We start from the raw sequence: 18,356 nt of genomic DNA on the forward strand, positions 1-18,356 counted from the left end.
CCATGTCATTCAATTCGCCGATACCGAAGGCGCCCGCAGTGTGCGAGCCTGAGGCGGTGACAGCACCGAACTCCGCGACCCGGTATCCGTCGGCGGACTGGGTAGCGGAGCGGTGGTGGACGCGATCGGCTGCTGGCGCCGAAACCTCACGGACGGCGATCGTCAACGCCTGGATTGTTCGTGCACACCCACCCAAGCCCCGCATGAACGAGTTTCGCGACGAGATGAAGAGCTGGGCAGGGCTGCTCGGAGGGACCAGCGACTGGGTGCGGTCGACCTACGGCGCTCTTGCCAGCTTCCTCGCGGGCACCAACACCGCCATCGATGAACCCACTGGCTGGCTCGCCTTTTCGCGTTTGTGCGCGGATTACGTTGATCCGCTCGCTCGATTCAGTGCGCAATTCGCTGAGGCGGCCCACCGATATCGACCGCGGGGCATACCCAATCAACTGGGTAACTCGGTGAAAAGCTATGAGTTGGCGGTGCCGCGAACGGTGCGCACAGTCATGGCCGCGCCCGCTGAAGCCACCGGGGTCGGTGGCGTAGTCGACACTGCCACCACAGCCGAGGGCTTCATCGGCGACCCGAACGCTCATCGGGATCGCTATCTACCGATAGCGCTGCGTCGCTACGCCTCGATCCTGCTGGACAAGCGTGTCGAGTTCGAGTCCGACGAGTCGGTCGTGGCGGCATTCGACGCTCGGCTCGCTGAACTCGCCGTGTACGGCGATCCCGACGAGCCGCGCCGCAAACCCACCGAGTCGGAATTTCGCCGTGTTGATCGGTTGCTCGCCACCCAGTTGCGCGACGCTCCGAGACCGCCCTACACCCGGCGGTTGCGCGATCATCCGAACCTCGCGGCGGGCTATCAGCGCGCCCGAAAGGTGCTGCTGCGGCAGATAATCGACGGAATCGAACCGCGCGACGCGTCGGTCATTTACCTCAAGTTGAAGGGGGTCGGTCAAGACGACGCGCGATCGCTGTCGCGGCTCACCGGCCACGAAATCGGTGTGCCGGAGTTCTTCGACGCGGCGGTGGCCGCCAGGGAAACCGGCTACGCCGCGGTCGAGGGTGCCGACATTGTCGCTCGCGCCGCTGTCGCCCTGCGTGAGCTTGCCGGTTGGCAGCCGTCGTGGGAGGTCGAATTCGCGTACGAGTGGCTCACTGGCGGGGCGTCCGCGCGGCCACCCTTCGAGGAGATCCGGGCGGCGGTGACCAGGGCGTGGCAGTTGGGCGGTCGGGGTGCTCGACCGCCCGGCGCGCTCGCGGTCGAACCGGCGAACGCTGCCGGGCTCGTCGGCGCGATGCTGCTCATGGCAGTCAGCGCCGTCACCGAAACGGATGATCTCGCCGAACTCAGTGATCCTGGCGCGGTCGGCCGGGTCGCGGTGCGGTTCGATGAGGCCGCGGCGCTGCTCGCGCACTACGGAGTCGATGACGCACGAGGGGAACTGTGACGATGAGCTATCGTCCGGGGCGAGTTGTCGTCGATGAGGCTGGCGGTGTCAGTTGGTTCGCGTCGCGACCGTCGGTGCTGCCCGCCGTGGAATTCCAGGTCGGGCCGGGAGTTCACCTGGTGCTTGACCCGCTCACCCCGGCGAGCCCGCTTGGCTGGGTTGTCGATCCGGACACCGACCCGGCCCCGCTCGCGGAGCCCTTCGACGATCGGGCGCTCGCCTCGCTGGTCAGCGTGCTGGTGGCGGGCGGGCCGTCGGTGTCGAGCTTCGATTGTCCCGATCTCACGTCCGCGTGGGCTCAGCGTGGCCACGTCGCGTCGGTCGCCCGATGGACTTTGCGACCGCTCGACAACGGGGCGCTGCTGCTGGACGAGGGGTTGGCTGAACTGCGCTGTGGTCACGACGGGGCGGCGCGACGGCTGTTCGGGTTCGGCGAATACGCGTTGCTCGCGCTCGGGGAGCGCGCAGTCGACAGTGAGATACCCAGGCCGGCACTGGAATTGGTGCGTGAGCTTGTCGCGGTGTGGGCCAGGCTCGGGCTCTCTGAGCAGGTGCGGGAGCTGGCCGAACAGTTGGTCGGCGTCGACGAGTTCGAATTGGCTGTGGCGATGGTGGGCTGGGCCGCGGAGGCCGAATCGGCCAGCGTTGGGCCACTTACCCATTCCAGGGTCACCCCACTGACCGACGTCGAGGAGGTGACCATCGATCCCACCGTCCTGGCGCCCCGAATCATCGCCTGGGCTGGGCCAGAGGTTCCAGAACTTCAGGTCAACTACCGAGCCGCTGATCAAACATTCGTCCTCATCGCGAACTTGGCTCGCGGTGTCGACCCATGGTGCGCCGAGGCGAATGAACTGCTCGCCTACCGCGCTGACCCCGACACCGGCCGCCTGCTCGCCGTCGCGCCGGTGACCGCCGCTGATGACGGCGTGCTGAGCGCCGAACTGCCCGCACAGGATGACCCCGCCGTCGGTTGCTTCGGGCTGTTCTCCGCAACGGTCGCGCCCGAGCTTGTGCGGGCCGCCGAACGGGACTTGATCGGCATCGAAATCGATCGGGAGCTGCTGCATGGCTGGAACTTGCACCGCCGCGCGACCGCATTGCGCGCTGCCGATGCCGAGTCGCCCGAGCTGGACATGCTGCTGATGGCCGCTGAGACCGCCATCGCCAATGGCCGGGCCCAGCTCGGCGAGCTGGCGTTCGTCGACCAACCACCGCACCGGGAAATGGCGATTCGGGCTCGCATCGCGGCGGTCGGGGACTATCTCGACGCGATCGGTCGAGGCGATGACTGTCCAGGTCAGGTGTTGCTGTGCGAGCTGGTCGCGCCGGAGTCAACCGAGTGAACGACCGGCCAGAGGTGCTGGTGCGGGCCGTCGACGCGGGCGACACCTATCTGAGCTGGCGCTGGCTCGACACACCCGACCGGTGCGCCTACGCGGTGCTCGCGAGGGATACCGTCGAATCAGCGCTCGCACAGCTTGATTCGGCGTTGCTCGCCCCACGCGACGACGAGACAAACGAGCAGGCCGCGCAGCGTGCGCTGTCAGGTGCGCTCACCGAGCCCACCGCCGAGCTGAGGTTGGCCCAATGCCTGACCTCGGCGGTCCTGCCCGACGTGCTGCGGGCCGACATCGCAGCTCGCGGCGGTGTGATTCGGCTCCGGCTCACGCCGAGCCGGCGACTGTCGCGGGTTCCATGGGAACTGCTGTGCTTGCCCGACGGGCGGCGTCTACTGGAGGTTGCCGAGATCGTCCACGAGCCGCCCGCCGCGATCCACACCGCCCGTTCGGTGTCTCCACCCGAGTGGGCCGACGTCGCCGAACACCCGGCGCTGCTCATCATCGACCCGCGCACACCCAACGGCGCGGCCGCGCACGGGCTCGGCCCAGTCCTCGACCCGGGCGATCGAGGTGCCTTCCGCGCACGGGTCCTCGACTACGTGACCCGTGGCCGGATCTTGGCTGACGACAAGTACCGCGCTCTGGATGCCAGGTTCGGCAGGGGGGAGCTCGCCGCCGCCTTGCGCGTCCCCCGCTCGCGGCTGTTCTACTACGGCCACGTATCGGCGACGGTGGCCGAACCTGGTTCGGCCGCACTACATCTGGGCGACACGCGGGACTCATCTTGGGGCATGGCCGAACCGTTGACCCGGCCCAACCTGGGTGGGACGGTCACTCGGGCGCCCAGCGATCACCGGCCACTCGCGGCGATCGACCTGCTGCTTGGCACGCTCGCCGGGGACGCGGACGCGCACCGCTTCTACGGCGAGACTGCTCCCGTGCCTGGTGCCCGGCTGTGGCCGATGCCGCCGCGAGTCGCGCTCATCGCCTGCGAGGGCGGCGCCGACTATCGCTGCGCGGAAACGTTTGGTTTGGTGATCGCCATGGCCGACGCGGGTGCGTCCTTGATCACCACCACCCGGTGGATCTTGCCAGCCAATCGCGCGTTCACCACCTGTTACCCGGGCACCGATGCCAGACCAGCGTCCGACCTCGGCCTGCGCGTGGACGCCGCGCACGAAAGTGCTGACCCCATCGGGGAACTGGGCGCGTGGCAGCGCGAACAACTCGACCGTTGGTGCGCGACCGGGGACATCGCCGCCAGCCCGCTGGTCTGGGCATCGTTGAGCCACACGGTCGCGTCAGCGCGCGCTGACTCACCTGGTCCGGATTCTGCGCCCGATCGCGCTCGCGACAAAGAAGGTGGCGGTGAAAACCAGAACGAGGACTAGGCCGTTCGCGTTGGACTCGGCGCCGCAGGTAGGCAGAAGTACCGCGAGGACAATCGCACCAGCAGCGATCAGGGAGTTGACACCGTCCAGGGTGGTCCCCGGGCGTACGGCGGCCGCGAACCCCAGCGGCAGCGCGAACGCGATGATCACCGCGATCGGCACGGGACTGTGCGCGAGCGGTTCGATACCCGCCGATGTCGCGACGGTGAGGATCTCCAGCGCGCCGAACCACCGCAAACCGAACTTGACCGAGAAGCCCAAGCGAACCACACCCGCGAAGACGCCGACCGCGGCGAGCGCGAGCAACAACGCGAACATCGAGTAGCGCAGACCGGCCGATGCGGTATCGCAGGGCCCGCCGCGGACGAAGTCGATGGTGACCGGGACGCAGGCGAGGAGTCCGATGCCGGAGTAGAAGAAGTCGGCGACCCCCGACAGGTAGCTCGCCCTGGCCAGGACAGCCGCCGCGATGCCCGCGAAAATCGCCAAGATCGCCACCGAACCCGCGTCGACCTCAGGTGTCGCGGCGGCGAGTTCGCCAAGCGCCGCCGCGGCCACCATTCCGTCGGCAAACGGCAGAAACGACGTCGCTCGGTCGGCGCCAACACCTCGACCGGTCATCTCCCGTGCCGCTCTCGCCTACCGACTGTTCCGCCAGCTACTTCCAGTGCCCGGCATGTTCGCTGCACACCAGCCCGGTGTTATTGCACTTGCTACATCCGAGCTTGCCGCCGATCCCCGAGGCTCGCCCGCCATTGCAACCCTGGCAGTCATGAACCGGACGAGAACACTTCTTGCAGTTCGACATTGGACGTCCCTTCCTCGATAACCTGACATGGCGAGCGTAGGGGGGTGAATCCCATCGCACAGTCGTCTGATCAGGGGACAAGTGGGCACTGAGTGAGGATGTCAACTCTCAGGGCACTTATCGCCCGAGGGGTGTGGTTCGAATCCAAGCCCATCTTCGTAGTACGGCGAGTCGAATGCTTGGTTTCTTGCGCCTTGCGCCGCATCTCCGCGGCGAGGGCCTTCTTCCGTTCCTCATCCCGTTTCCGTTGAAGCTTTTGCTGCTCCTCGACGTAACGTTGTTCGCTGATCTGCGGGGAGACGGGGGCTGGTCGATGGGCATCGAGTTCTCCTGTCATGTGCGGGGCGATCACTCTGTACGGCCGGGACCGGATTCGGGGTGTTGCCTTCAGCGGACTGGGGTTGTGATGACCGCGCCGAGTCCGGTGGGGGTGTAGCGGCCGATCGAGGCGATTTCAGCGAACGCGCACAGCATTCGAAACCACACCAGCACAACGGGATCGGTGGACGCGCAGTGCAGGTCGAGGTCGAAGGTGAGGGGGACTTCGCGGATAGCGGGGGTGGGGCGGTGCAGTTTGGTCGCGATCTGATGGGGGATCGCGCGGGTGCAGTGACGTACTGCCGCGATGGTGGTGGTGGTGATCAGCTGTTCCAGGATCTCCGTGGGCACCAGGCTCGGTTCAGTTGGGGCTGGTTCGGTCGGCGGTGACCAGGTGTTGAGTAGTTCCCAGCGGTTGGTCAACGCGTTGAGAATGTTTGTGGCGCTGACATATTCGGTGTGGTCGCGTTTGAACAACACACCAGAGCGGGTGCGGAAACCGCACGCGGTCCAGTTCTCGCTCGTGGTGGTGGTGAAGTAGTGCCACAGCGCGGCGGCGGTGACGGTGGCTGGCGCGGACCGCAGCGCGAACTCGACCACGCTGATCCCGTTGCTCCAGTTGAGTTGTCCGGTCTTGGGTGGGGTGCGCAGCGGCGGCCATAGGTCCGAGAGCCAGGTGAGCTCGAGCACGCCGGGGTCGCGTGGTCCCGGGGTTTGTAGGAACAGCGCGCGCGGTTTGACGTTGTCGTCGTGTTGGTTGTCGGCGGTGACGTGCTCACCGAGCAGTTCGATGCCCATCTCCCGCACCTGGGTTCCGCGCGGGGCGCGCATGCGATCGCCGTCGAGTGGGCCGCTGTGGTAGGTCAGGTCGAGGTACCAGGTGCGCATAGGAAAAGCCTAGGTCGAGTACGTCTGCACCGCCGGAAATGGCTCAGCGGGTGGTGAATTGGAGGAGTTCGGTGCAGCCGAGCCTCCCGTCAGACAACGTGTGTAGCGGGCCGGGGACAAGCAGGTCGGCTCGGTTGACGGCCACCATCGCGATCGCGCGCGATACCACGTAGTAGACACCGTCAGCGGCGCCGGGCAGCCCGTCGATGTTGTCGGTGAGCAGCCGTTGACGCACCGGGATGGGAAGGTCGGCGGCCGCGGCGGCCGGGCCAGCGGTGTCGATGATCCGGGCTGGGTGCGCCGCTGGCGGCAGTCGATGAGTGGTGTTCGCGGTGACAAGCACGACTTCATGCGGAGTGAGGTTGATCAGCGTCATCGCTGTGTTCTCGACGGGAGTCAATGTTGTTGTCGCCGTGGGTGATAGCGAACCAAGTCGGCACACCCAAGGATGCCGTGCGGTGGACGCACCCGCACCGCTCCCGGCACAACGAGGTCGGTGCGGTCGGGGCACAACAGCGCTACCGCGCGCGAGACAATGAAGTAGACCCCGTCGACGGGCGTCGGCAGGCCATCCACCACGGTGCCTGGCGCCAGATCGCGGACCGGGACCGGCAACGGGTTGGGCAGGTCCGCGGTGAGCACGTCATCGGCGACGCGGGCGACGGCATCGGCGGCCGGTAGGCGCAGCGGGCCAGCGGCAGTGAACAAGACAATGGCGTGCGGGGTGGTGTTGACCAGTCGCATTCCTCACACCTTTCAGCTGATCGGCTGGAGTCGAACGGAACGGTTGCGGGCGGCGGGGCCGGGCAGTAACACCCCGTCGGCGGTGAGGTCGGGTTCGAACTCCGCGAAGCTGGTGCCGACACCGTGGGCGGTCAGCCGATCAGCGGCGATGCCTTCGCTGATGAGTACCGCACGGACGGATTCCGCACGCGCGGTGGACAATTCGATCCGATCGCGGCCCTGCCCCGGAATGCCGGTCGAGGTAGTTCCAGTGATCTGCAACCGGAGGCGGGGATCGGCCCGCAAGGCCGCGACCACCGGGGCCAAGACCGCGCGGGCGGCGGCGGAGTCGGCGAACTGTTCGCTGTCGGGGAGAAACCGCAGGGTCTCGCTGTCGAAGACGGTCGGTGTCGCGGCGAAGGTGGGGGTGGCCGGAACCGGGACCAGCGCGACCGGGAAGGGTGAGCCGGTCGGCGTGCGATCGGGGACGGTGTCGAGAAACGCCACACACAACGCGCCGGCGGCGCCGAGCACCGCCCGATAGATCGCGCGCAGGTTGGCGGCCTGCGCGTCGGTCAACGGCTGTTGCGGGCTGGTGGTCGAGCCGATGCCGGCGAGCAGGACCGCGACCCCGGAAAGGTCAGGCAGGGCATGCGCCCGCCGCAAGAACTCACTGATCTCGCCCGGTTCCGCCCCCAATACGCCCCGTTGCGAAAAGTCCAGCGGCGCAACGGTTTGCAATCCCGAGTCAGCCATCAGAATCGTCGGCGTCCCAGCACCAGTCCGCGCCGCCCGCGCCGCGACGGTCAACGCCCCCAACACATCGGCTTCGCCGGCATCGGCGCGCAGCGAATTCATTCGGGCGCTTACCTCGATAAGGTCAGCGTCAACGCGCTCCCGCCGAGCCCGCTCATTGGCAGGCAGCGCCTCAGGCACAAACTTGGCCCGCACCGACGGCGACCCATCAATGTCAACAAACACCATCGGACGCCCAGCCCCGACTGCGTCGGCGGTCACCTCCCGCACCGGTCCATCCACCCGGGGTCGAGGCGAATTCTGTCGCACCGCAGCGACAACCGCGAGCGATCCCTGGCTTGTCGCGCAACCGAGGTCACGCTGGGGTGCGGGCTGTTCTGTCCCACACGCGGTCACCACCGCGACGAGGACAACGAGTTGGGCAAGGACGGAACGGCGGCGCATACGATCTCCTCAGCTGGTGCGGCTACACCTGCTCTCGGGGACCGACACGCCGACGCGAACCCGCAGTGGGGGTGCGCGCCACTGTTTGCCCAGGTCAGAGCGATTCGAGTGAGATTGGTTGTGGAACATGATCGTTCAGGTGGGGGTGCGCGGATCCTCGGCGTGTCGATGCAGGTCAAAAGGGGTAAAATCAAGGAGCGGTTGCGCGCAGGCGCATCCCGCGAGGGAACGGAAACCGCAAAAGTCGCATGGGAATTCCTCCAAGAATCGAGTTGCGCGAAGGCGCTTCCCACGAGGGAGGTCGGAGTCACGGCTTGAAGTGTCAGTTTGGTCCCGGAAGTCGTTGTGAGAACGACGGCGAAGGGATCGACGATGGTGAATCGGCTGCTTGACGCGATTGTCGCGGACGCGAATCTGTTGCAGGCGTGGGTGGTGTCGGAGGCGCGATTGGGGGACGAGCCGGTGCCGCATGCGGAGGTGATGGCGTTTCGTGACGGGCTGCTCGCCAACCTCGCCGCGATCGGCTCAGCACTGCGAGCCGGCACTTGGGAGCCAGGGCCGTTGCGGCGCGCAACGATCGCCAAAAGCGCCGGTGGGCAGCGGGTTTTGCACATTCCGCCCTTGGTCGATCGGATCGCCGAGCGGGCCATAGCGGCAGTGCTGACCGTTCACATCGATCCCCAGCTACAGCCAGACAGCTACGGATTTCGGCCCGGATTGGGGATCGAGGACGCGATCGGTGCGTTGCGGGAGCGGATCGCGGACGGGCAGCGATGGGTGATTCGGACTGATTTCGAGGATTGCTTCGGATCGATCCGAGTAGAGCAATGTTTGTCGGAAATGGCGGCGGCTGTTGATGATCCGGCCGTTCTTGATCTGGTGGCGAAGGCGGCGCGGCGGTCGGTGGGCGAACGCGCGGGTGTGGGTGTGGCGCAGGGGTCGCCATTGTCGCCGGTGTTGGTGAACCATTTCCTAGATGGGGCTGGATCGCGCTGGTTGGGACGAGGGTGTCTCCGTGATCAGGTATGTCGATGACATCGCGGTCGCCGCGAGTTCGCGGGCTGAGGCTGAACGTCAACTCGTGGTGCTGCGGCGGCTTGCCAAGCAGCGAGGGCTGACCCTGACGCCGCACAAGACGCGGATCGTGCGCGCCACCGAGGGAGTCGACTTCCTCGGCACTGTCGTGCGGGCTGGTGCGGCGAGTCTTGGCGCGCGGCTGACCGATCCGACCCGCGCCACCGTTCACATCATCCGACGCGGCTCGGCGCTGCGGGCCTCGGGCACCAGGTTCGTCGTGACCGGTAGCGACCGCAACTTCCGCCACCCAGCCGGGCGCACTCGCATGATCGTGTGCGCCGACCGAGTGCTGATCACCTCGGCGGCGCTGAGTTTGGCGGCCCGGTCAGGAGTTGGCTTGGTCGTGGTCGACGCCCACCACGAGCACACCGTCTTCCTGTCGCCCGATAGTGGCCGGTACGAGGTACTTCGGGCTCAATACGCGGCCCAAGACGATACCGAGCGTTCGCGTGCCTTGGCCGCCGCGATGGTGCGGGCAAAGATCGCCAACGGTCGAACCTTGCTCACCCGCACCAATTCTCGTCGTAGGTTGGTGCCGCAGCCCACTCCAGCCCGCCTCGATCGCCTGCGTGATCACTGCGCGAACGCCACTACGATCGCTGGGCTCCACGGAATTGAGGGCGCCGCGTCCCGCGTCTACTTCGACGCACTGCGCACCCTGATTCCGGCGGACTGGGGCTTCGCTCGCCGAAACCGCAGGCCGCCACGGGATCCGGTCAACGCGATGCTGTCCTACTGTTACACGATCCTCGCCGCCGAAGCCCGCCACGCGGTGGAACTCGCCGGCCTAGACCCCACCCGCGGCTTCCTCCACACCAGCCATCGCGCCCGCCCCAGCCTGGCTCTCGACCTGATGGAGGAGTTCCGCGCCCTAATCGCCGATACCACCGTCCTCCGAATCATCGCCACCCGAGCCGTCCGCCGCACGACACTCTCCGTACTGCTCACCGAGTACGGCCCACGCGTACAACTCAGCGTCTTCGAAATCGAGTTGCCGACCACAGCGAACCGAGTTCTGCTGCTCTCCCGCATCCGAGCCATCATCGATCGCCGCGAAGACCAGGTAAGAATTTACGAGATGCCCCTGCACGCCACCTCCCACACAATCATCGGCGAGCGCGTACTGGAGGAACGCCGTGGCTACTACATCCTCTGATCGGGTCGGCGTGTCGCGCTGGGGGTGCGCGGCCACATTTCCGCAGGTCAGAAGGTTTTGGATGTTGTTGGTTCTGAAACAAGATCGTTCAGGTAGGGGTGCGCGTTTTCTCGGCGTGTCGACGCAGGTCAGAGGGGGCAAAATCAGGGAGCTGTCGCGCTAACGCGCTTCCCGCGAGGGAACTGAAACTCTGCTGAGCGGACTTGGCGCCCCATTTTTAGTTCGGTCGCGCGGGCTGCGCTTGGGCGCAATGGTCGGTCTCGGGGTCAGGCCTTATCGAACGAGGTCGCGGTTATCGCTGTGTTGATAGTCGTAGATTGCCTTCATCGACCGCTCCGGGTCCGCGGTTTCCGGTGTCGTCCCCCGCCTCCGGGCGTGCGCCGGGAGATCGGTATGTCAGGTGATGACATCCGCGATGGTCGTGCTGTGCTCCACAGCATGTGGCTGGTGTCAGCAACAACCGGCGGCAATCGGGCGCCGGGTGAAGCGAGGGGACACCACATGTCGCACATCAGCGAGGCCAGCCACGTGTTTGCCTGTGCCCACCGGGCTGACTATCCGTTCTGCGTCACCGAAGTGACTCGCGAGCGGTTCGTCGGTATGGCGCGGGTGGTCACAGCCAGGTTGCGTCGGGGAGGTCTCGACGCGACCGCGTACCAGGTGCAGACCCCGCTCGAGGTCGGTTACCGGGTCGCGGTCCTGGCCGAGGACCCGCGCTACGCGTTCCAGTTCGACCGCTGCTTGGCCCTGCTCGACCGGGCCGCGTTGTGCCCGGAGCATTTCGCCGATGACCAGAGTCAGGTGGGCCAAGCCGGGCGCGGTCAACGCAACGCGCGTCGAGTGCGCGCGGTGCCGCCTGCGTTGCGGGCGGCGATGGTGGCTTACCTTGCCGCTGACGTGGCGCACCGGATGACCGCGGCCAAGGATGTGATCTTCCGACTTGACCTGGCGGTCAAGGACTTTGGTCGGTCCTATCTCGCGGAGACCCCGTTTAGCTCGCGCCCGGCGCGCAAGCTCGGTGACCTGCGCGCCATCGACAACACGCCGCTGTTCACCGCGGTCGAGGTGGCCGTCGCGGACTTCGTGGTGCGCGGTGTCGCTTTCGGTGAGCCGATCGCGGCCCGGATCATGCTTGGTCGTTGCGATGACCGCGGTGCGGTCGAATACTTGCGCCGTGTCTCGCAGGTGTGCGCGCGGCGGGTCGACGCTGATCGGGAGGGCGTGCTCTGCGGTTTCTCGGACTCGGAGATCATCGCGGCGCTGGACACCATCCGGGACATGCGATCCTGGCGGCGCGGGAAGTTGGACGGACGTCAGGTATGTCGGGCTGAGGAGCTCTACGATGTGTTGCTCAGCTGGTCCCATGAGTTGCTGGTCGGTAGCCTCGAGTGGCATGTCGAGGCGACGGGTGTGGAACCGGTTGACACCAGCCAGATCCCGGCTTACTCGGCCACCCAGTACCTGACGATGCTGAAGTCGGTGCGGCGCACGCGGTCGTGGAATGGACGGGTGCTCGACGCGGCGCAATGTCGACGGGTTGACTCGGAGATCTCGCAGTGGGAGTCGTGAGGCAATATCGCTTGTCTTGGTAGCGGCTACCATCGAGCAGATGTCCAGGGGGACATGAGGTCTCGGGACGTTTATCGCGTGGGGACGTTTGTGGCTGCTCCGACGCTTATAGTCGCTACCGTTGGGTTGAATCCGTCCGCCAACCGCTCAAACGACTCAATGGTGCTGGAGAAGTCTTCCGCCCCACCGCAATCCCACTGATCGTGCTCAGTCACGACGACGCCGGTCAGGCTGCTAACTTCGATTCCTCACTACGAGCTGAGCAATCGATCGGATCTTTTCGCCGGGTGGCTGATGTGGGGGTCGACGCATTCTGCTCCGGGGCCAGATTCGAGGTACTCACCAAATCCGCCTTCATCTCGATATTGGACGTTCGGCAGCTTCTGGGACCGTCCAGCAACCGGAACCTGGGCACCGGCAAGGACGGCGTCCGAGCTGGTGATCGACTCAATCGCGACTTCGGTGCGCAGGCACCGAACCTGGCGTGGGTCGCCTGGTCAAGTCGGGCACAGGGATCGGGGTGGGTAGTCGGGGATGTGGCGTGCCCATTCGATCGGGGTCAGTGGGGTGCTGCCGGTGGCGCAGATGTCGGCGGCGGCCATGTCGGGGTCGGTTGTCCACAGGTGAACGGTCTTCTTTTCGCCCGCGCCGACCAGTAACCGGCCGTCGAGGCCGAACTTGGCGTCGTTGACGCGGCCCTGGTCGGCGGTCAGCGCCGCCAGCGGGTGTGGTTGGTCTGGGGTGGCGATGTTCCACAGCCAGATTCCGCCGTTGCCGCTTCGGGCGAGGGTGTGGCCGTTCGGGGCGAAGGCGAGGCTGTAGGCGGGTTCTATCGGGCCGGTCAGGTGGGCGAGAAGGCGTGGTTGGTGGCGGTCTGTCACGTCGAAAAGGTGAACGGTGGGGTCGTGGCCGCTTGCCGCGAGCAGGGTTCCGTCGGGGCTGATCGCGATCCTGTTGACGGTGCCGTCGAAGTCGTTCAGGGACACCAGTTTTCGTGGCTCGGTCGGGATGTGGATGTCCCACAGTTGGACGTGTTCGGCGTTGGTGCCTGCTGCCAGCAGTGACGCGGTCCGGTCGATAGCGATGTCGCGTGGTCGGGCGGGGCTCGAGTCGAGTGTGGAAAGGCGTTGTGGCGCTGCGGGATCGGCCATGTCCCAGATCGTGATGACGGGGTGGTCCTGGCTTCCCGCGATGAGTTCGGTGCCGTCCGCGGTGAACAGCAGTGACGCCACCAGCGACGGGACGGCCTGGATGGCGGTGAGGTAGCGCGGGCGGGTTCGCGTGCTGATGTCCCACAGGTAGACCTGTCCGCTGGTGGCACCGATGGCAGCCAGTGTCGCGTGCGGTGATATCGCGACGGCGCCGGTGGGGGTGTCGTGATGGGGCAGGTCGAGTGGTTGGTGTGGTCGCGGGGTGCGTGCGTCGGTCAGATCCCAGAGGTAGCTTCGGGTTTCGCCGCGTCCTGGGCCGACGAGCAAGGTGGTGCCCGCGCTGTCGAAGGACAGGAATTCGATCTTGGCGCGGGCGGTGCGCAGGGTCGGGCCCGGGAGTGGCCACAGTCGGGTGGTGCCGTCGACGCCGGCGGACACGACGGTGTCGTTGTCTGCGAAGCGCACCGATCCCACGACTGCGGGGTGGGGCAGGGTGAGTTCGGGGGTGTCGTCGGCCAGGGTCCAGATCCGGGTCGAGTTGTCGGAGCTGGCGGCGGCAAGTCGGGATCCGTCGGGGCTGAAGGCGAGGTCGTTGACGTAGCTGGTGAACCCGGTGAACGGGGACAGCTGTGTCGGCGGGGCCGTGCCGTCGAGTCGCCAGCGTAAGACCTGGGACGAGCGTGTCCCGGCCGCGAGCGTCGAGCCGTCGGGACTGAACTGCAGCGCTTGGATGGTGTCGAGGGGAGCGTCGGGCGGTAGGTCCAGCAGCGGTGTCGCGTCGGGACCGGCGACGAGGTTCCACACCCGCAGCGCGCGGAACTTGCCGCCGGCGGCGAGGCGTTGGCCGGTGGCGTCGACCGTGACGATCGCCCGCCCACCGGGCAGGTGCAACGGTGTGAGTTCGGTCGGACGGGCGGGGTCGTCGATCTGCCAGCGGCGGATTTGCGGTCCTTCGGTTCCCGCGATGACGGTGCGACCGTCGGGACCGAAAGCCAGGCTGGTGACCGACTCGGCCGCGATCGCGCCCAGCAGTGTCGGTACATCCCAGTCGCGGACACTCCACAGCTCGATGCCGGAATCGCTTCCGCGCGCCAGCACCATGGCGTCGGGGCTCAGTGTCATCGCGATCAGCGATGGCATCGCGGGCAGGGCCGTGGTGACCAGACGGGGTCGGTCGGCGTCGCTCCGCAGCAGCGAGGTGGTGCCGTCGGCCGACCAGAGCAACAAGGCCTGGCCTGGGCCCGAGGTGACGAGGGTATTGCCCGGTGGGCCGGCCAGGCGCACCGGGGTATGTATCGCTGAGGCGTCGAGGAGGGCGGATCGCGCGTCGAAGGTCGGGTTGATCCGATAGGCGGCCAAGGTCAGTTGGGCCGCCAAGGCGGGGTCGGTGTCGCGCAGCCGGATCGCGGCGCCCGCGACCTGTCGTGACACCGCCTGGTCGCGGGCCAGGCGCGCGCTCGCGCGTTGCGCCACGGCGATCGTCGCCGCGGTCACCGCGATGACGAGCAATACCGCCAGTGCCGCCACCATCTGCTGGAGCCGGCGTCTGCGACGGTGCTCGCCGTCGCGGACTCGCTGATGGTGTTCGGTACTGGCGGTGAGGAATTCGCGTTCGAGCAGGTTGAGCTCGTGATGGTGGCCGGATTCGGCCCACTCACGGATCGGTGGCAGTCGAGTCGCACCGAGCAGCGCGGTCGGATCGCGGCCGCTGTCGTCCCAGTTCTGGGCGGCGAGGGTGAGCCGTCGATGCAGGATCAGCTCCTCGCGGTCGGCGTTCATCCAGTCGCCCAGCCGTTCCCACGCGCCGATCAACGTCTCGTGGGAGATGGACACGGTCTGTTCGTCGACGGTGAGCAGTCGACTGTGGGCGAACTCGTCGATCACCGCGTCGACGGCGGTCTCGTCGAACAGAAGTTCCGTGCGGCGCACGCGACGGCGGGTGTGGGTCTGATCGTCGAGGTTGACCAGCCGCAAGAACAGTTTGCGCGCTATGCGCTGGTGCTGTTCGCTCAGCTGCCCGTAGAGCTGTTCGGCGCGTTGTTCGATCGCGCCGCCGATGCCGCCGGACGCCTGATAGTCGGCGACGGTGAGGGTGTTTCTGGCTGCCCTGCGCCAGGTTTCGAGCAGGGCGTGCGACAGCAGCGGCAGTGCCCCGACGTCGTGGGCGAAGTCGGTGCCGCGCGGTTGCAGCTCCGCGAGCAGCAGGTTCACCAACTCGGGTGCCACATCGCAACCGTTGGCTCGGGCCGGCTCGATGATCACCTGACGCAGCGCCGCCGCGGACAGCGGACCGACGACCGTCGACCGCGCGTTCAACGCGGCCAGCAGACGGGGTTCGGCCGCGGCCGCGGCGAAGTAGTCAGCTCGGAGTCCGAGCACGACGACCGGGTCCGGATCGGTGATCGCATCGAGAAACTGCCGACGTTCGACCTCCTCGGCGCACAGGGTCCACACTTCTTCGAATTGGTCGACAACGACGACTGCCGCCGAATCAGCTACCGCTCGAAGCGATTTCAGAGGATGCCGACCCGGAAGAATGAGACAGGTCTCGATGCCGTCGCGGTGCAGCGCGGGGATCAATCCGGCATGCAACAGCGACGATTTGCCCGAGCCCGATGCCCCGATCACCATCACAACCCGATCCGGGCCACGGTTGTGCGTCGCCGCGGACACCTGTGATCGCAGCAGTTCGGTCAGTTCGGTGCGGCCGAAGAAGCGGGCGGCGTCGGCCTCGCGAAATGGCAGCAACCCCAGATACGGAGGGTCGCTGAGTGCGGCGCGGCGCCCGCCGGCCGCGCGCACACGCTCGACGGCGTGCGCCCACGCGTCCTGTTCGGTCAAGTCCGTGACGCCGCAGGCGCCCAACAGCTTGCGGAACATGGGCTCGTTGGCTTTGGTCGGGACGTGATGCCCGGCGGACCAACTGCCGATCGTGCCCTGGGGAACTCCCGATTTCTGGGCCAGCTGGCGCACGGTCAAGCCCGCGGACTCGCGCAAGTCGGCGAGCGCGGAGGCGAGGTCTTCCCGTGTTCGGATGGATTCCGGGGTGTGGCAGTGTTGGTCGCCCACCAGCGCAGTGTAGCCAACGCGCACAGCACTTTTCGCTGGTCGCCCGTACTGGATCAGACCAGGTCGCGGGTCACAGCGGCGCGCCGAGCCGACTCGCCGTATCGGCCGCGGCAGGCTTGCCCGCGGCCGATACGGAGATCAGGCCAAGGTGACATCGATGAGCATCTGATCGTCGCCGGGTGTGCCGTGGACGGTGATCGTGATGCCGGACCATTTTCCGGACGGCATGTTCAACGGGGGCGTGGTGAGCTTGCCGATCGTGTTGTTGGCTCCGAAGGGGTACAGGTCGTCGGTGTCGCCACGGTTTCCGCCGCGAAAGATCGCGGCCAGGTCCCGTTTGCCGTCGGCCTGCATCAATTCGATGGCCAGCGCGTGCTCGTCGTTGACGTCGGCGATGGCCTCGTCGACCACATAGATCGCCACGCCCTGGTCGGGCAGGAAGGCGTCCTGCCCGGACTGACGACGATATTCCACCGCGACGTACTGGCTTTCGCGTGGCATCCGTTCCGGATTTCGGATGTACACCATCGTGCCGCCTTCGGCAGCGGGCTTCAACGCGATGCGCTCGGTCGTCTTCGTCACTACCTGGGGCGCGATCCAGCCGTGGAACGTTCGCAGCATCCCATTGGGAAACACCGGGGTGATGCCGTGGTTGCCCCAACTGCCCCCAGCCATCAGACAGTAGTCACCGAGCCCGGCCGACCGGAAGTTCGGGCTCTGGCCGGTGTCGTAGTAGTCGGCCCAGCGGGCGGCGAGGTGGCCCCATTCATGGGCGCACACACCCATGTTGCAGTCCTCGGGCACGGTCAGGAATGTCGTGACCGACAAGCCGGGCTCGACCTTGACTCCGTTGCCCGGGATCGCCCATTTCAGGCTCCAGATGTCGTCGGCCGATCCGGTCTCCTCCGCTCCGCGCCCGGCATGGACGATGAACAACGCGGTTACGATGTCCTCGCCGAGCACATCGTAGGGCCCGAAATCCACCCCTTCGGCCAAAGCGGCGTTGACGGCGTCGCGGGCCATTCCGGCGGCGTTGCGCGGAAATCCGTTGCCGGTGCCCGAGGTTCCGTCGGTATAGAACGACAGCGGCCGCGGCATGCGGAACCAGCCGTGCACAGTGCCCTGGATGTCGATGCCCTTCTCGGTCGCGGCGTCGAAGCCGCTGACCTTCCGGTAGTAGTCACGCATGCTTCCGGTGGGAAAGGCGTTGTCGCTGAACAGCATTGCCTCGTAGTAGCCGGTGCTGTGCGCGGGGTCGTGGGGTTTGTCGGGAAAGTCGACCAGCAAGACGATCGTTTGCACGACACCGCGCAACGCCACGTCGGGGCGCACGATCAATTCCTTGGCTTTGCCCGGCACGAGCCGAGTGGAGCCGTCGTCGAGACCGACGATGTTCTCGCCGCGACGCCCCGAACGCCAGTACTCGTAGTACTGCTCGAATGTCGTCGAGGCCGGGAGTCGGTGGGTGCTGGTGAGTTCGAGATAGCGCAGATACAGCTTGCTGAATGCCTGCGGCGACAGCGGAACCGGGCACAGTGCGTCGGCACAGCTGTGCCGCGAGGTCGGGGACAGGGTGAGTTTCATGATGGTTGCCTCAGTGTCGATGGAAGTGTTTGCTCGCGCGGCCGGCGGTTCACGGCCAGGTGTTGCGCGCCCAGTGCAGCAAGTTTGTCAACGCGTTGCCACCGGCGGCGACGTTCTGGCGAGGCTCGCCGAAGTTGTCCTCGCCGCCGGAGTGCGTGCCGACCACATCGGGAGATCCGTTGAACCAGGCGAACACCGGTGCGCCGCTCTGCCCGCCTTCGGTGTCGGCCCGGTACTCGAGTTCCACACCGGCACCGTCGTTGTCGTCGTCGATGATCGCGAAATTCAGATGCAGCCAGGGTCGGTTACCCGAGTCCTTGTCCCAGGGATAGCCCGGCAGGGTCCAGACATTCTGGTCTTGCCAGGCGGGGTGGTAGGTCCGGAAGCCGAAGAAGCCGAGGCTGCTGCCCAGCGGCACTTGCAGGCGCATGACCGCCATGTCGTCGCCCTGCGAATGGCTGGCGTAGCCGTGGGCGTTGGTCACCCACGACGCCGCCCACGCACCGTGGATCGAGGCGCCGTCGTAGTAAGGGATGTCCCGTAAGTCTGAATTAGCGACGGCGAGCGATCCACCCGCCAGGAATCAGTAAGCGTGGGCGAGGTTGGCCAGCGTCGCTACCCC

14 protein-coding genes are annotated in these 18,356 nt (G+C 66.7%); 6 read left to right on the forward strand and 8 right to left on the reverse strand.

Features of this window, described 5'->3' with window-relative positions:
- Positions 1-203: 203 nt before the first annotated feature.
- Genes ACFW6D_RS30010 through ACFW6D_RS30020 form a run of 3 tightly spaced genes read left to right on the forward strand, consistent with a single transcriptional unit; the run spans position 204 to position 4,191 of the window.
- Positions 204-1,457, forward strand: a complete 1,254-nt coding sequence (locus ACFW6D_RS30010; RefSeq protein ID WP_379333679.1) for a hypothetical protein — start codon at positions 204-206, stop codon at positions 1,455-1,457.
- A gap of 2 nt (positions 1,458-1,459) precedes the next feature.
- A complete protein-coding gene (locus ACFW6D_RS30015) occupies positions 1,460-2,803 on the forward strand; it encodes a hypothetical protein (RefSeq protein WP_379333681.1) in 1,344 nt (447 codons plus the stop codon).
- Positions 2,800-4,191, forward strand: a complete 1,392-nt coding sequence (locus ACFW6D_RS30020; RefSeq protein WP_379333683.1) for a hypothetical protein — start codon at positions 2,800-2,802, stop codon at positions 4,189-4,191. The genes ACFW6D_RS30015 and ACFW6D_RS30020 overlap by 4 nt, the downstream gene beginning before the upstream one ends.
- On the opposite strand, the gene ACFW6D_RS30025 is transcribed toward ACFW6D_RS30020, so the two are convergent.
- From ACFW6D_RS30025 to ACFW6D_RS30045, 5 genes are all read right to left on the reverse strand, one after another.
- Complete coding sequence (locus ACFW6D_RS30025) at positions 4,117-4,812, reverse strand: hypothetical protein (RefSeq protein ID WP_379333685.1); 696 nt, start codon at positions 4,810-4,812, stop codon at positions 4,117-4,119. The genes ACFW6D_RS30020 and ACFW6D_RS30025 overlap by 75 nt on opposite strands.
- Before the next feature lie 574 nt (positions 4,813-5,386).
- Complete coding sequence (locus ACFW6D_RS30030) at positions 5,387-6,205, reverse strand: hypothetical protein (RefSeq protein WP_379333687.1); 819 nt, start codon at positions 6,203-6,205, stop codon at positions 5,387-5,389.
- A gap of 43 nt (positions 6,206-6,248) precedes the next feature.
- Positions 6,249-6,581: a hypothetical protein gene (locus ACFW6D_RS30035; RefSeq protein ID WP_379333689.1), complete on the reverse strand. Its 333-nt coding sequence runs from the start codon at positions 6,579-6,581 to the stop codon at positions 6,249-6,251.
- A 20-nt stretch (positions 6,582-6,601) separates the two neighbouring features.
- Positions 6,602-6,949, reverse strand: a complete 348-nt coding sequence (locus tag ACFW6D_RS30040) for a hypothetical protein (protein WP_379333691.1) — start codon at positions 6,947-6,949, stop codon at positions 6,602-6,604.
- A gap of 12 nt (positions 6,950-6,961) precedes the next feature.
- On the reverse strand, positions 6,962-7,786 hold the full coding sequence (locus ACFW6D_RS30045; RefSeq protein WP_379333693.1) for an OmpA family protein: 825 nt from the start codon (positions 7,784-7,786) through the stop codon (positions 6,962-6,964).
- Positions 7,787-8,500: 714 nt separating this feature from the next.
- Here ACFW6D_RS30045 and ACFW6D_RS30050 point away from each other — a divergent pair.
- The 3 genes from ACFW6D_RS30050 to ACFW6D_RS30060 all read left to right on the forward strand — a co-directional run bounded on the left by ACFW6D_RS30050 (position 8,501) and on the right by ACFW6D_RS30060 (position 11,930).
- Positions 8,501-9,163 (forward strand): reverse transcriptase domain-containing protein, encoded by a 663-nt coding sequence (locus tag ACFW6D_RS30050; RefSeq protein WP_379333695.1) that lies wholly within the window; start codon positions 8,501-8,503, stop codon positions 9,161-9,163.
- On the forward strand, positions 9,105-10,361 hold the full coding sequence (gene cas1 / locus ACFW6D_RS30055; RefSeq protein WP_379333697.1) for a CRISPR-associated endonuclease Cas1: 1,257 nt from the start codon (positions 9,105-9,107) through the stop codon (positions 10,359-10,361). The genes ACFW6D_RS30050 and cas1 overlap by 59 nt, the downstream gene beginning before the upstream one ends.
- Positions 10,362-10,862: 501 nt before the next feature.
- On the forward strand, positions 10,863-11,930 hold the full coding sequence (locus tag ACFW6D_RS30060; RefSeq protein WP_379333699.1) for a hypothetical protein: 1,068 nt from the start codon (positions 10,863-10,865) through the stop codon (positions 11,928-11,930).
- A 497-nt stretch (positions 11,931-12,427) separates the two neighbouring features.
- Here ACFW6D_RS30060 and ACFW6D_RS30065 read toward each other — a convergent pair whose 3' ends face one another.
- The 3 genes from ACFW6D_RS30065 to ACFW6D_RS30075 all read right to left on the reverse strand — a co-directional run bounded on the left by ACFW6D_RS30065 (position 12,428) and on the right by ACFW6D_RS30075 (position 18,218).
- Positions 12,428-16,150 (reverse strand): helix-turn-helix domain-containing protein, encoded by a 3,723-nt coding sequence (locus ACFW6D_RS30065; RefSeq protein ID WP_379333700.1) that lies wholly within the window; start codon positions 16,148-16,150, stop codon positions 12,428-12,430.
- A gap of 138 nt (positions 16,151-16,288) precedes the next feature.
- Entirely contained in the window at positions 16,289-17,734 is a 1,446-nt protein-coding gene (locus ACFW6D_RS30070) for a M6 family metalloprotease domain-containing protein (protein ID WP_379333701.1), read from the reverse strand.
- A gap of 49 nt (positions 17,735-17,783) precedes the next feature.
- Positions 17,784-18,218 carry a trypsin-like serine peptidase gene (locus ACFW6D_RS30075; RefSeq protein WP_379333703.1) on the reverse strand — a complete coding sequence of 145 codons (435 nt, stop codon included), beginning with the start codon at positions 18,216-18,218 and terminating at the stop codon, positions 17,784-17,786.
- Positions 18,219-18,356: the final 138 nt, after the last annotated feature.

Origin of the sequence: Nocardia sp. NPDC058705, from assembly GCF_042749305.1 — a bacterium.
In the GTDB taxonomy this organism is placed as follows: Bacteria; Actinomycetota; Actinomycetes; order Mycobacteriales; family Mycobacteriaceae; genus Nocardia.

Excerpts from the sequence above, each read along its gene's own strand:
- ACFW6D_RS30010 (WP_379333679.1), top strand. The coding sequence starts at position 204 with ATGAACGAGTTTCGCGACGAGATGAAGAGCTGGGCAGGGCTGCTCGGA.
- ACFW6D_RS30015 (WP_379333681.1), top strand. The coding sequence starts at position 1,460 with ATGAGCTATCGTCCGGGGCGAGTTGTCGTCGATGAGGCTGGCGGTGTC.
- ACFW6D_RS30025 (WP_379333685.1), bottom strand. The coding sequence starts at position 4,812 with ATGACCGGTCGAGGTGTTGGCGCCGACCGAGCGACGTCGTTTCTGCCG.
- ACFW6D_RS30030 (WP_379333687.1), bottom strand. The coding sequence starts at position 6,205 with ATGCGCACCTGGTACCTCGACCTGACCTACCACAGCGGCCCACTCGAC.
- ACFW6D_RS30035 (WP_379333689.1), bottom strand. The coding sequence starts at position 6,581 with ATGACGCTGATCAACCTCACTCCGCATGAAGTCGTGCTTGTCACCGCG.
- ACFW6D_RS30040 (WP_379333691.1), bottom strand. The coding sequence starts at position 6,949 with ATGCGACTGGTCAACACCACCCCGCACGCCATTGTCTTGTTCACTGCC.
- ACFW6D_RS30045 (WP_379333693.1), bottom strand. The coding sequence starts at position 7,786 with ATGAATTCGCTGCGCGCCGATGCCGGCGAAGCCGATGTGTTGGGGGCG.
- ACFW6D_RS30050 (WP_379333695.1), top strand. The coding sequence starts at position 8,501 with ATGGTGAATCGGCTGCTTGACGCGATTGTCGCGGACGCGAATCTGTTG.
- cas1 (WP_379333697.1), top strand. The coding sequence starts at position 9,105 with ATGGGGCTGGATCGCGCTGGTTGGGACGAGGGTGTCTCCGTGATCAGG.
- ACFW6D_RS30060 (WP_379333699.1), top strand. The coding sequence starts at position 10,863 with ATGTCGCACATCAGCGAGGCCAGCCACGTGTTTGCCTGTGCCCACCGG.
- ACFW6D_RS30070 (WP_379333701.1), bottom strand. The coding sequence starts at position 17,734 with ATGAAACTCACCCTGTCCCCGACCTCGCGGCACAGCTGTGCCGACGCA.